Raw genomic sequence first — 13,216 nt, 5'->3', positions numbered from 1 at the left:
GAGCCGTCGCCCGCGCGAGCGGCAGCGGGCTCGACGCCGTCCCCAGCCGCCCGCGCAGCGGGCACAGCCGCCCCAGGGGGCCCGGCGGCGGAGCCGCCCGCCGGGGCGGGGCCCGTGCCGTCGGCGCGGCTGTCGTCGTCGGGCTGGCCGGTCGCCAAGGCCACGGTGTCGGAGATGCCCTCGGAGAGGATGTTGAGGCTCAGGACCGTCAGCAGCATCAGCAGGCCGGGGAAGACCGTGGCCCACCAGCCGCCGAGCAGGACCATGTTCTTGCCGTCGGCGATGACGCTGCCCCAGGACGGCTCGGGGGGCCGGACGCCCGCGCCGATGAAGGAGAGGGACGCCTCGAAGACGATGGCCTCGGCCACCATCACCGTGCAGAAGACCAGCACGGGCGCGGCGCAGTTGATCGCCACGTGGCGGATCAGGATGTGCGGCGTGCGGGCGCCGATGATGCGTTCCGCCGTGACGTAGTCCTCGCCGTACTGCGCCATCACGTTGGCCCGCACCACCCGTGCCACGGGTGGGATGTTGAGGAAGGCGATGGCGCAGATGAGCACGGGGATGCCGCCGCCGAAGACGGAGATCAGCACGGCGGCGAGCGCGATGCCGGGGAAGGCCATGACCACGTCGAGGCCGCGCATCACCGCCTCGTCGACCGCGCGACGCGACGTGGCCGCGACGGAGCCGAGGATCGCGCCGACGAGCAGCGCGAGCAGCGTGGCGCCGAGCCCGATGGCCAGCGACCAGCGCGCGCCGTACATCAGCCGGCTGAGGATGTCGCGGCCGAGGCTGTCCTGGCCCATCCAGTGGTCGGCGGAGGGGCCCTCCACGGTCGGCGCCTGCGTGTAGGGGTCGTGCGGCACCAGGATCGGGGCGAGGAGCGCCGTGAGGACCACGATCCCGAGCATGCCGAGCGCGATCCGCGACGCCAGGGGCAGCCTCCGCAACAGCTTCATGTCGCGCTCCTGAGCCGGGGGTTGATCAGCAGGTAGAGGATGTCGATCACCAGGTTCACGACCACGAAGCCGACGGCGGTCGTCAGCACCACGCCCTGGACCACCGCCGGGTCGCCGTTCCGCACCGCGTCGATCATCAGCTTGCCCATGCCTGGCAGGGCGAAGATCGTCTCGATGACGACGGCGCCGCCGAGCAGGTAGCCGACCCGCAGGCCGAGCACGGTCAGCGGGTTGATCAGCGCGTTCCGCAGCACGTTGCGCCCGACGACGACCACCGGCGGGAGCCCGCTGCCGACGGCGGTGCGCACGTAGTCGCGGTCGAGTTCCTCGACCACCGCCGTCCGCACGATGCGGGTGAGTTGGGCGGCGACGGGCAGCGAGAGCGCCAGGGCCGGCAGCGTCATCGTCTCCAGCCAGCCGCTGAACGAGTCGTTCGGGTTGATGTAGCCGCCGGTCGGGAACCAGCCGTGGTCGACGGCCGCGTACTGGATCAGCAGCAGGGCGATCCAGAAGGCGGGCGCGGCGACGCCGGTCAGCGAGACGACGCGGATCAGCTGGTCGGGCAGCCGGTCACGGTAGACGGCGGCTGTGACGCCGAGCAGCAGCGAGAGGACGACGGCGAAGCCCAGGCCCAGGAAGGCCAGTTGCATGGTGAGCGGCAGCGCGGTGGTGACCTGGTCGACGACCGGCGCGCGGGTCAGCACGCTGATGCCCATGTCGCCGCGGACCAGTTCGCCGACGAAGTCGGCGTAGCGGACCGGCAGCGGGTCGAGCAGCCCGTTCTCCTCGCGGAACTGGTGCAGTTGTTCCTGGGTCGGGTTGGCGCCCTGGAAGTAGGCGGAGGCGGGGTCCATGTCGGAGAACCGCATGACCAGGAAGACGAAGAGGATGATGCCGAGCAGCAGCGGCACCAGCAGCAGGACGCGGCGCAGCACCATCCGGGCGACGATGATCACGACGAGGCCCTCGCCCTTGCCTGGAGCAGGTTGAGGCCGGGGTAGGGCTGGGCGCGGACGCCGACGATGCGGTCCGGGTCCCAGGCGGTGAGCAGCTCGTTGTGCACCACGGGGTAGAGGACGGCCTGTTCGGCGATGATGTCCAGGTACTCGTGGACGAGTTCGAGCTTGCGTTCCGGGTCCGGCTCCTCGGTGGCGCGGTCCATGCGGGCGAACAGGTCGGTGGCCTCGTCGCTGGTGTCCCAGCCGGTGTAGGCCATCCACGTGCCGCCCGCGGTGTAGTTGTAGCGGAGGATCAGGTCGGGGTCGACGCCGAACTGGTTGGGGTTGGAGACGGCGGCGACCACCTGGTAGTCCTGGTTCTGGTCCATCTTGGTGAAGAGCGCCGAGGTCTCCTGCGGTTCGAGCGTGGTGCGCACGCCGATCGCGTCCCAGCACTCCTTGATGGTGGGGAGGCAGTCGACGGCCCAGCTGACGTTGACCGACATCAGGTTGACGCTGAGGTCGTCGACGCCGGCCTCGTCGAGGAGTTGGCGGGCGCGGTCCGGGTCGTAGGAGTAGACGGTGGCGGCCGGCTGGTGGGCGGGGTGGTCCTCGTTGAGGAACGAGGTGGCGGCCCGGCCGTTGCCGCGGAGCGCGACGTCGACGATCTGCTCGCTGTCGATGGCGTAGAACAGCGCCTGCCGCACCCGGACGTCGTCGAAGGGCGGGTTGGCGGTGTTGAACATCAGGAACAGGTGGTTCATGCCGGCGCCGCCCGCCACCTCCAGGCCGTCGCCCTGGAGTTGCTCGATGTTGGCGTAGGGGATGTTGTCGGCGATCTGGGCGTCGGCGCTGCCGCCCGAGATCCGGGCCACGCGGGGCGCGGCGTCGACGACGGTGAGCCAGTTCATGGTGCGGAAGGTGGGCGGGCGGGGGCCGTTGTAGCCGTCGTACGCCTCGAAGACGGTGTTGGACTTCGGGGTGTGGGAGGCCTGCCGGTAGGGCCCCGAGCCGAGGGCGAAGCCGCCGGCCGCGTCGTCCCAGGCACCGTCGCGGCTGAAGACGTGCCGGGGCATGATCTTGGCGATGGTGAGCCGGGGGGCGGCCTCGGGGAACGGGAAGCGGAAGTCGAGTTCGACGGCGAGGTCGCCGGTCTTCCGCACCTCGGCGAGCCAGGTGACGAAGAAGGAGCGGGTGAGGGGGTTGGCCTCGGGGTCGAGGATCCGCTCGAAGGTGAACACCACGTCGTCGGCGGTGACCGGCTCGCCGTCGTGCCAGGTGGCGCCGTCCCGCAGGGTGAACTGCCAGGTGGTGGCGGTCTGGTCGAGGGGGAGGGCGTTGGCGAGCGCCGGGTAGGGGGCGCGGGTGATGGGGTCGGTGTCGAGCAGGCCCTCGTAGATGTGGTTGTTGCCGGCCATGCCGAACGCCGAGGCGGTCATGGTCGGGTCCCAGCTGCCGTCGTTGCCGTAGCCGATGACGGCGGTCAGGTCGGTGAGGCCACCGCCGCCGCGGCCGCCGCCGGGGTCGATGGTGGAGGGCGGCCCCGTGCAGGCGCCGAGGGACGCGGTGATCGCTCCCGCGGCACCCAGTGCGCCGGTGATCCTGAGAAAGTCCCTGCGGGCGAGGGCACGGTCCATCGACGCCTCCTGGCGACTCCGGCGGGAGGTCCTACGTTCTACGTCCGATGTCACGGTAGGAGCGGCCGCGAAGGGTGGTCAAGACCTGTGCGCCTGGGCTCATTTGACCGGACGTCCCATGTCCTATCTCCTGGCAGAATGTGGCTGCGAATGGTTTGTCAGGGGGAGGGTTGTCAGGTGCGTGAGGGAAGGGACACGGCCATGGCACGCCGGATGATGGCGGACGAGGTACAGCGGCGGATCAAGCAGCTGATCCTGGACGGCCGGCTCGCCCCCGGTGACCCATTGCCGACCGAGAGCGAGCTGATGGGGCGCTTCGACGTCAGCCGCAACTCGGTGCGGGAGGCGTTGAAGGCGCTGCAGGCGGTCGACATAGTCGACATCAGGCACGGCTTCGGCACCTATGTGGGCGGCCTCAGCCTCGACTCGTTCGTGAACGGCATGGTGTTCCGCGCCGCGGTGCTGCACGGCAGGGGCGAGGCCGGCCTCTACGAGCTGTTGGAGGTGCGGGAGGCGGTCGAGGCCGGCCTGATCGTGAGCGTGGCGGGGAAGGTGCCGGCCGAGGACCTGGCCGTGCTGCACGAGCTCGTCGCCACCATGGAGCGGGAGGCCGCGGTCGACCGGGTGACGGCGGCCACCGACCGGGCGTTCCACCTGGCGCTCTACCGCTCGCTCGGCAACCACCTGCTCAGCGAGGTGCTCGACGCGTTCTGGGCGGCGTTCCACGCCGCGTTCCAGGGCGTCGGCGACGAGCCGCGCGAAGACCACGGCGACCCGCCGGCGCGCACGGTGAGCCGGCACCGCGACATCCTGGCGGCGCTCGAGTCGGGCGACGGGCGCCGCGCCGCGGAGGCGATGCGGCACCACTTCGCGGGCGTCCGCCGGTTCCTCGCCGAGAGCGCCCAGGACCTCACGACTGACGAGAACCTGACAGCGCGGTAGCGGGCCAGGCGCCAGGGGTAGGGCTGCGGGGAACGGAAGATCGGCCTCCACTTCCCCCCAACACCCCTAATGGGAGCCCGAGTTGAGACCACGCACGCTACTGGCCGCCGTCCTCCTGCTCACCGCGTCCCTCGCCCCGCAGGCGACCGCCGCCGGCGCCGAGCCACCGGCGGCCGAGCCGGCCACCCTGGCCCACGCCCTGGAGGGCCGGCTCGGCGACCGGACCGCCGGCTCCTACCTCGACGGCGCGGGCGACCTGGTCGTCACCGTCACGGACGACGCGGCCGCCCGCGCCGTGGCCGCGGCCGGCGCCACCCCGCGGCGCGTCGAGCGCGACGCGGCCGATCTCGCGGCCGCCACCGACCTGTTGGCCGAGCGGGCCGCGATACCCGGCACCACCTGGGGCGTCGACCCGGCCGCCAACCAGGTGCTGGTCACCCACGACGACTCGGTGACCGGCGCCGAGCTGGCCCGGCTGCGGTCGGTCGTCGCGGGCCTCGGCGACGCGGCCCGCCTGGAGCGCTCCACCGGCACCCTGACCACCGCGATCGCCGGCGGCGAGGCCGTCTACCGCGGCGGCCGCCCCTGCTCCCTCGGCTTCAACGTGACCGACGGGCGGGACACCTACTTCCTGACCGCCGGGCACTGCACCAACGGCTTCACCGACTGGTTCGCCGACCAGGCCGCGAGTGTGCCGCTCGGCACCACGGTCGGCGGCAGCTTCCCCGGCGACGACTACGGCATCGTCCGCTACACCAACGACGCCGTCGCCAGGGACGGCGGCGTACACACCTACGACGGCTACCAGGACATCACCTCGGCCGGCACCCCCGTCGTCGGCCAGCCGATCACCCGCAGCGGCCGCACCACCGGCGTGCGCACCGGGACGGTGACCGCGCTCGACGTGACCGTCAACTACGCGGAAGGACAGGGCACCGTCACCGGCCTGATCGCCACCTCCGCCTGCTCCCGCTCGGGCGACAGCGGCGGCCCGCTCTACTCGGGAACCACCGGCTACGGCCTCCTCTCGGGATCCAACGAAGCCTGCGACGCCGGCACCGTCAGGCCGGTCAGCTACTTCCAACCGGTCGAGGAGGCCCTCGCCGAGTACGGCGTGACGGTGTACTGACCGCCGGCCCCCACCGGCGGGCGATCGGTCCGGGCCGTGCCCCCCGCGCGGCCCGGACCGATCGGGCGCTGAGGCGCCCGCCCGGTGAAGCGAGGTAGTATTTCCCGTTTCCCACGTATGGCGTACGGAGCCGGCCGGCGGAGGTGTGCGTGTCCTGCTTGATCGTCCAGAGTGACAAGACCCTGCTGCTCGAGGTGGACCACGAGCAGGCGGAGGGCTGCCGGCGGGCGATCGCCCCGTTCGCCGAGCTGGAGCGGGCTCCCGAGCACATCCACACCTACCGGGTGACGCCGCTCGGCCTGTGGAACGCGCGGGCCGCCGGACACGACGCCGAGCAGGTCGTGGACGCGTTGGTGACCTACTCCCGCTATCCGGTTCCGCAGGCGCTGCTGGTGGACGTGGCCGAGACCATGGCCCGCTACGGCCGGCTCACGCTGCTCAAGCACCCGGCGCACGGCCTCGTGCTGCAGAGCAACGACCGCGCGGTGCTCGAGGAGGTGCTGCGCTCGAAGCGGATCGCGCCGCTGGTGGGGGCCAGGCTCGACGACGACACCGTGCTGGTGCACCCGTCGGAGCGCGGGCAGATCAAGCAGGCGCTGCTGCGGCTCGGCTGGCCCGCCGAGGACCTGGCCGGCTATGTGGACGGCGAGGCGCACCCGATCGAGCTGCGGCAGGACGGCTGGGCGCTGCGGCCCTACCAGGAGCAGGCCGTCTCCGGCTTCTGGCACGGCGGCTCCGGCGTGGTGGTGCTGCCGTGCGGCGCCGGCAAGACGCTGGTGGGCGCGGGGGCGATGGCGCAGGCCGCCTCGACCACGCTGATCCTGGTGACCAACACCGTGTCGGCGCGGCAGTGGAAGTCGGAGCTGATGCGCCGCACCTCGCTGACCGAGCAGGAGATCGGCGAGTACAGCGGGACCCGCAAGGAGGTCAGGCCCGTCACCATCGCCACCTACCAGGTGCTGACCACCAAGCGGAAGGGGGTCTATCCGCACCTGGAGCTGTTCGACTCCCGTGACTGGGGGCTGATCATCTACGACGAGGTGCATCTGCTGCCGGCTCCCGTGTTCAAGTTCACCGCGGATCTCCAGGCCCGCCGCCGCCTCGGCCTGACCGCCACGCTGGTCAGGGAGGACGGCCGCGAGTCCGACGTGTTCTCGCTGATCGGGCCCAAGCGCTTCGACGCCCCCTGGAAGGAGATCGAGGCACAGGGCTACATCGCGCCCGCCGACTGCGTCGAGGTGCGGGTGGACCTCACCGAGTCGGAGCGGCTCGCCTACGCCATGGCCGAGCCCGAGGAGCGCTACCGGTTCTGCGCCACCACCGACTCCAAGCGCCGGGTGACGGAGACGCTGGTGCGCCGGCACGCCGGGCAGCAGACGCTCGTCATCGGCCAGTACATCGACCAGCTCGACGAACTCGGCGAGGTGCTCGACGCCCCGGTGATCAAGGGCGAGACCAGCAACGCGCAGCGCGAGAAGCTGTTCGACGCGTTCCGCGCCGGGGAGCTGCAGGTGCTCGTGGTCTCCAAGGTGGCGAACTTCTCGATCGACCTGCCGGAGGCCACGGTCGCGATCCAGGTGTCCGGCACGTTCGGCTCCCGGCAGGAGGAGGCCCAGCGCCTCGGGCGGGTGCTGCGCCCCAAGGCGGACGGGCACGAGGCGCGCTTCTACTCCGTGGTCGCGCGGGACACGATCGACCAGGACTTCGCCGCGCACCGGCAGCGCTTCCTGGCGGAGCAGGGCTACGCCTACCGGATCATGGACGCCGGGGAGCTGACCGCCACGGACGGTGAGGAGCTGGACGGCGTCTGAGCCGGGCCGGCCCCGCCGCGCCGCCCGGCGCGGCTCAGTACAGCTTCCGGCGGACTATCGCCCCACGCTCGTCGACCCGGCCGAGCACGGCGACCTCGAAGGCGGCCCCGACCACCACACGGACCGCGCGCAGTGCGTTCCCCAGGAGGTGCCTGGGATGGTTCTCGTTCCCCGAGGCGGTGGCCCCCGGGTGGACAGTTGCTGTGCTCATGGGTACAAGGGTGCCGCCGCGCACCCGCCCGAGTCATCGGTCCAAGGACTGAGAGTAGTCGGCCGCCCCTCCCCCCTCGGGTTGATCGCCCCCTAGGGAGAGAGGATGACCCGCCCCTGACGAAAGTACGGACGGCGGGGGGCCGGAAGTCGACCGCGCGCCGAAATGATTTGCGCGCCCCGGGGACGTCGGCCTACGCTCCGTCCCCTGCCTCCACCCGGGACGCCGCGCGGGACGCGCGTGCGCTGGGCTGGAGCCGGCCGGACGGCAACCGGCCGGCGCTTCGACCGCCCGACGGTCACCCGCCGTGCTCCCCCCTACCCGTCCCGGAGGCCCCGCCGTGCCCGCCCCTGAGTCGACCGACCCCTCGCCGCTCGAGGACGAGCGCGCCCACCTGGCCTCGTCCCGCTCCGCGCTGCGCGCCATGCGCGCCGACGCCGAGTCCCTCGACATCGGCGACGTCACCGCGAACTGGGTGAACGCCGAGGTCCTGCGGTCCGAGCTCGACCTGCGGATCAAGTCGCTCGCCGACCTGGTGGACACCCCGCTGTTCTTCGGCCGCCTCGACTACCTGCACGACCTCGACGCCGAGGGCGAGCACGGGCACCGCTTCTACATCGGCCGCCGCCACGTCCACGACGCGCACGGCGACCCGATGGTGATCGACTGGCGCGCCCCCGTCTCGCAGCCCTACTACCAGGCCACCAAGCAGAACCCGCGGAACGTCGGCCTGCGCCGCCGCTTCGGCTACGACGGCGGCGAGCTGACGGCCTACGAGGACGAGCACCTGTCCGACCCGACGGAGGCCGAGACCACCAGCCGGCTGCTCCAGCGGGAGATCGAGCGGCCGCGCGTCGGCCCGATGCGGGACATCGTGGCCACCATCCAGCCCGAGCAGGACGAGATCGTCCGCTCCCCGCTGACCGGCAGCGTCTGCGTCCAGGGCGCGCCGGGCACCGGGAAGACGGCGGTCGGCCTGCACCGCGTCGCGTACCTGCTCTACGCCTACCGGGAGCGCCTGGCCCGCGCCGGCACCCTGGTGATCGGCCCCAACCGCTCGTTCCTCCGCTACATCGAGCAGGTGCTGCCCGCGCTCGGCGAGCTGGAGGTCAAGCAGGCCACGGTGGACGAGCTGGTCGCCCACGTCGAAGTGCGGGGCGCGGACGGCGCGGCCGCGGCGCGGATCAAGGGCGACGCGCGGATGGCCGAGGTGCTGCGCCGGGCGGTGCGCGCCGGGGTGCGGATGCCGGCCGAGCCCCTGATGGTGGTCCGCGGCTCGCGCCGCTGGCGGGTGCCGGTCCACGAGCTCTCCGAGCTGGTCCAGGAGCTGCTCGACCGGGACATCCGCTATGGCGCGGCCCGCGAGGCGCTGCCGCAGCGGATCGCGCACTCCGTGCTGGTGCGGATGGAGCAGGCCGGCGAGGCGCCAGACGACCGCACGCAGAACGCGGTGGCCCGCACGCCGGCCGTCAAGGCGGTGGTCAAGGAGTGCTGGCCGGTGGTCGACCCGGCGAGGCTGGTGCTGCGGCTGCTCTCCGAGGCCGACTTCCTGGCCGAGATGGCCGAGGGGATCCTGAGCGAGGAGGAGCGCAAGGAGATCCTGTGGGACCGGCCGGCGCGGAGCGTGAAGTCGGCCCGCTGGTCGCCGGCGGACGCGGTGCTGATCGACGAGGCGCGCGACCTGGTGGAGCGCACCGGCTCGCTCGGCCACGTGGTCCTGGACGAGGCGCAGGACCTCTCCCCCATGCAGTACCGGGCGGTGGGCCGGCGCTGCTCCACCGGCTCGGCCACCGTCCTGGGCGACATCGCGCAGGGCACCACGCCGTGGGCCACCGAGAGCTGGGCGGCGGCGCTGGCGCACCTGGGCAAGCCGGAGGCGGTGATCGAGGAGCTGACCCAGGGCTTCCGGGTGCCGCGCACCGTGATCTCGTACGCCTCCCGACTGCTGCCGGCGATCGCCCCCGAGCTGTCCGAGGCCACCTCGGTCCGGGACTCGCCGGGCTCCTTCGAGGTGCGGGCGGTCTCCCCGGACGAGCTGGACGAGGCGCTGGTCGCGGCCTGCCGTCGGGCGCTGGCGCGGGAGGGCTCGGTCGGCCTGATCACGGCCGACGCGCGGGTGTCGACGCTGTCGGCGGCGCTGGTCGCGGCCGACCTCGCCCACCTGTCGCCCGGCCAGGAGACCTCGCAGGGCGCGCGGCTGACGCTGGTGCCGGCCTCGCTTGCCAAGGGCCTGGAGTACGACTACGTGGTGCTGGACGACCCGGCGGCCGTGGTGGACGGCGAGCCGGACGAGCGCACCGGGCTCCGTCGCCTCTACGTGGCGCTGACCAGGGCGGTGTCCGGCCTGACGGTGGTGCACGCGGCGCCGCTGCCCGAGCTACTCGCGGCCGCCGGCTGAGCCACGGCCGGGCCCTTCGCCGCCCCCGTCGCCGCCGCCCCCGTCGCTCCCGTCGTCCGCGTCGTCGGCGTCGTCCTCGGCGTCCTCGGCGCGGTCCTCGTCGGCGGACCTTCTGCCCCGCAGGGTGATCACCGTCCAGCAGACCCAGCCGATCGGCTGGAGCAGCCAGTAGCTCCAGAAGCGGTACAGCAGGGTGCCGGCCAGCGCCTCCCCGGCCGTCAGCCCGTACACACTGAGCAGGGCGGCGAGGCTGGCCTCGACGACGCCGATGCCGCCGGGCGTCAGCCGCAGGCTGCCGGGGATCTGCGCCAGCGCGTAGGCGATCAGCAGCCCGTGCCAGGGCACCCCGATGTCCAGCGCCCACAGGCTGGTGACCAGGCAGGCGGCGTCCAGCACCCAGTTCAGCAGCGCCAGCGTGAAGGGGCGCAGCCAGGGGCGAATGCCCGGCTGCACGCTCTGGGCCTGCGCCACGAGCTCCCGCACCGCCTCCTCGCCCCGGCGCGCCCGCGCGTGTCGCTCCCGTATGCGCCCCCACCAGCGCCAGCAGGCGGCCCTGACCCGGGCGAACCTGAGCAGCACCAGGATCAGCAGCGCGAGCAGGGCCAGCACGGCCAGGCCACGCCCGATCACCGCGCCGGGGCCGCGGGCGCCGGTGGTGAGGAGGCCGAGGACGATCATCACCAGCAGGCCGAGCGCCGACAGCGCGCCCGCGACGACCAGCACGGCGGCGGCGAGGGCCTGTCCGACGCCGCGGCGGCGCAGCTGCCGGTAGATCCAGGCGGCGGAGAACGCGGCGCCGCCTGGCAGCGCGCCGGCCACCGCGTTGGCGGCCAGGGTGAGGCCGAGCATGCTGCCCATCCCCAGCCGGATCCCGCCGGCGTAGAGCAGCCAGCGCTGGACGGCGGCCAGGCAGAGCAGCGCGCCGGCCTGGCAGACCAGCGCGACGGGCAGCTTGACCAGGCTGACCCGGGAGAGCACGTCGAAGGCCCGGCCGAGTTCTTCGCGGCGCGAGATGCCGATGAACACGGCGCCGGCCACCAGCAGGATGGCGACGGGCCACCAGGCCCGCCCGGCCCGCCCCGGTGGCCTGCTCTCCTCAACCCCCATCCCCACCCGACCGATCCGGGCTGCCCTCCCCCGCCTGGCCTGGGCCGTGCTCGCGGAGGATCTCCAGCACCAGGGAGCCGTCCACCGTCTCCCTGGCCACCAGCATGTCGGCCAGCCGGTCGAGGGCGGTGCGGTGGGCGCGCAGCAGTTCGACGGCCCGGTGTTCCGCCTCCCGCACCAGCCGCGCCACCTCCTCGTCCATGGCGCGCTGGGTCGCCTCGGAGTAGGGGCGCCGCAGCATCTCGTCCAGGCCGTGCCCGCCGAGGTACTGCGGGGTGCCGTCCGCGTAGCCGATCGGGCCGAGGGCGGAGGAGAGGCCGAACTCGCGGACCATCCGGGTGGCGATCTGGGTGGCGCCCGCCAGGTCGTTGGCGGCGCCGGTGGAGCCCTCGCCGAAGACCACGAGCTCGGCGGCGCGGCCGGCGAGCCGCACGGTGAGCAGGTCGGTCAGGTAGCTCTCGCTGTAGAGGTGCCGCTCGGACTCGGGCAGTTGTTCGGTGACGCCGAGCGAGGGCCCGGCGGGCAGGATGGTGACCTTGCTCACCGGGTCGGCGTGCTCGCAGACGGCGGCGGCCAGCGCGTGGCCCGACTCGTGCACGGCGACGGAGCGGCGCTCCTCGGGCAGCAGCGCGTTGGAGGAGTCGCGGCGGCCGAGCAGCACCCGGTCGCGGGCGGCGTCGAGGTCGCCGGCGTCGACGGTGTCCCGGTTGGCGCGGACGGCGTTGATGGCGGCCTCGTTGACCAGGTTGGCGAGGTCGGCGCCCGAGAAGCCGGGGGTGGCGCGGGCCACCACCTCCCAGTCGACGTCGTCGGCGACGTGCTTGCCCCTGGCGTGCACCCGCAGGATGGCGGAGCGCTCGGCCTGGTTCGGCAGCGGCACGGTGACCTGCCGGTCGAAGCGGCCGGGCCGCAGCAGCGCCGGGTCGAGGGCCTCGGGGCGGTTGGTGGCGGCGAGCACCACGATGCCGCTCCTCGGGTCGAAGCCGTCCATCTCGGCGAGGAGTTGGTTGAGGGTCTGCTCGCGCTCGTCGTTGCCGCCCGGGTGGCTGCCGGCGCGGCGGGCGCCGAGCGCGTCGATCTCGTCGATGAAGATGATCGAGGGGGCGCGCTTGGACGCCTCCTGGAAGAGGTCGCGGACCCGGGAGGCGCCGACGCCGACGAACATCTCGACGAACGCGGAGCCCGTCACGGACAGGAACGGCACCTCGGCCTCGCCGGCCACGGCGCGGGCCAGCAGCGTCTTGCCGGTGCCGGGCGGGCCGACCATGATCACGCCGCGCGGGCCCTTGGCGCCGGCGGCGGCGTAGCGCTCGGGGCGGCGCAGGAAGTCGACGACCTCGCTGACCTCCTGTTTGACGCCGTCGTAGCCGGCCACGTCGCCGAAGCGGGTGGTCGGGCGTTCGGCCTCGATGATCTTGGCGCGGGAGCGGCCGATGCTGGAGAGGCCGCCGCCGAGCGAGCCGGCGGCGCGGCGCCCGGCCCACACGAAGAAGCCGATGAGCAGCAGCACCGGCAGGAAGACGAAGAGCAGCGCGAGCAGCGTGTCGCCGGCGCCGCCGGCGCGCTGCTGGCTGCCGGTGATCTTGACGTGGTGTTCCTGGAGCCGGCCGGTGAGGGCGTTGGTGTCGAGGGCGGTGGGGATCTGGCTCGTGAAGTGGCCGCCGCTGTGGTACTTGCCCTCGATGCCGCCGCGGTCGTTGATGGTCACCGACTTGACCTTGTCGTCGTTCACCCGGTTCAGGAAGTCGCTGTAGGAGAGCGAGGGGCCCTCGCGGCCCGGCACCAGCAGCAGCACGAGGAAGGCGATGGCGGCGAGCACCACGATCAGCGGCCACAGCCAGCGCCGCCAGCCGGCGGGCGGCTGTGAGGGGTCGGGCGGGTTCTTCCGGCCCGACCCGTCGGGCTTGTCGTCCGGGGGACGCCCGAAAGGATCTGACGCCGCCGACCTGCCGAGCAGGTGGCGTGGCCATCGAATGCGTGCAGCGGTCACCGGACGGCTCCGTTGGTCATTTGCCCGGGTTTGACCGTATCAGCGAGCTGGTGGCGCCTCCTCCCGAAGTGGTCCGTTCGGGGACTGGAGGAGG

The 13,216-nt window shown here is 73.0% G+C and carries 10 protein-coding genes; 4 read left to right on the top strand and 6 right to left on the bottom strand.

The window, feature by feature from the left end; translation table 11 throughout:
* From ACYVPE_RS28245 to ACYVPE_RS28235, 3 genes are all read right to left on the bottom strand, one after another.
* Positions 1-959 (bottom strand): ABC transporter permease (locus tag ACYVPE_RS28245; RefSeq protein WP_461036560.1); only part of this gene is annotated, 959 nt, incomplete at its 3' end.
* Entirely contained in the window at positions 956-1,897 is a 942-nt protein-coding gene (locus tag ACYVPE_RS28240) for an ABC transporter permease (protein WP_461036561.1), read from the bottom strand. The genes ACYVPE_RS28240 and ACYVPE_RS28245, both read right to left, overlap by 4 nt.
* Before the next feature lie 14 nt (positions 1,898-1,911).
* Positions 1,912-3,534 carry an ABC transporter substrate-binding protein gene (locus ACYVPE_RS28235; protein ID WP_461036559.1) on the bottom strand — a complete coding sequence of 541 codons (1,623 nt, stop codon included), beginning with the start codon at positions 3,532-3,534 and terminating at the stop codon, positions 1,912-1,914.
* 201 nt (positions 3,535-3,735) lie between these two features.
* Here ACYVPE_RS28235 and ACYVPE_RS28230 point away from each other — a divergent pair, with 201 nt between their 5' ends.
* The 3 genes from ACYVPE_RS28230 (at position 3,736) to ACYVPE_RS28220 (ending at position 7,416) form a co-directional block, all read left to right on the top strand.
* The gene (locus ACYVPE_RS28230; RefSeq protein WP_461036558.1) at positions 3,736-4,476 is read left to right on the top strand and encodes a FadR/GntR family transcriptional regulator; all 741 of its coding nucleotides are present in this window, start codon (positions 3,736-3,738) and stop codon (positions 4,474-4,476) included.
* An 82-nt stretch (positions 4,477-4,558) separates the two neighbouring features.
* Positions 4,559-5,605 (top strand): S1 family peptidase, encoded by a 1,047-nt coding sequence (locus tag ACYVPE_RS28225; protein WP_461036557.1) that lies wholly within the window; start codon positions 4,559-4,561, stop codon positions 5,603-5,605.
* Between the two features lie 149 nt (positions 5,606-5,754).
* The gene (locus tag ACYVPE_RS28220; RefSeq protein WP_461036556.1) at positions 5,755-7,416 is read left to right on the top strand and encodes a DNA repair helicase XPB; all 1,662 of its coding nucleotides are present in this window, start codon (positions 5,755-5,757) and stop codon (positions 7,414-7,416) included.
* A gap of 34 nt (positions 7,417-7,450) precedes the next feature.
* Here ACYVPE_RS28220 and ACYVPE_RS28215 read toward each other — a convergent pair whose 3' ends face one another.
* Positions 7,451-7,627 (bottom strand): hypothetical protein, encoded by a 177-nt coding sequence (locus ACYVPE_RS28215; protein ID WP_461036555.1) that lies wholly within the window; start codon positions 7,625-7,627, stop codon positions 7,451-7,453.
* A gap of 340 nt (positions 7,628-7,967) precedes the next feature.
* Between ACYVPE_RS28215 and ACYVPE_RS28210 the strand changes: the two genes are divergently transcribed.
* On the top strand, positions 7,968-10,025 hold the full coding sequence (locus tag ACYVPE_RS28210; protein ID WP_461036554.1) for a HelD family protein: 2,058 nt from the start codon (positions 7,968-7,970) through the stop codon (positions 10,023-10,025).
* On the opposite strand, the gene ACYVPE_RS28205 is transcribed toward ACYVPE_RS28210, so the two are convergent.
* Together ACYVPE_RS28205 and ftsH are read right to left on the bottom strand one after the other, a co-directional pair.
* Positions 10,005-11,132, bottom strand: coding sequence for a lysylphosphatidylglycerol synthase transmembrane domain-containing protein (locus ACYVPE_RS28205; RefSeq protein WP_461036553.1), 1,128 nt, complete (start codon positions 11,130-11,132; stop codon positions 10,005-10,007). The two genes, ACYVPE_RS28210 and ACYVPE_RS28205, sit on opposite strands and share 21 nt — an antisense overlap.
* On the bottom strand, positions 11,122-13,122 hold the full coding sequence (ftsH, locus tag ACYVPE_RS28200) for an ATP-dependent zinc metalloprotease FtsH (protein WP_461036552.1): 2,001 nt from the start codon (positions 13,120-13,122) through the stop codon (positions 11,122-11,124). Before ftsH ends, ACYVPE_RS28205 begins: the two co-directional genes overlap by 11 nt.
* Positions 13,123-13,216 lie beyond the last annotated feature (94 nt).

It is taken from the genome of Streptomyces mayteni (assembly GCF_054783955.1).
Note: the sequence above shows the minus strand (reverse complement) of the source record. Positions and strands in the feature narration are given on the sequence as shown.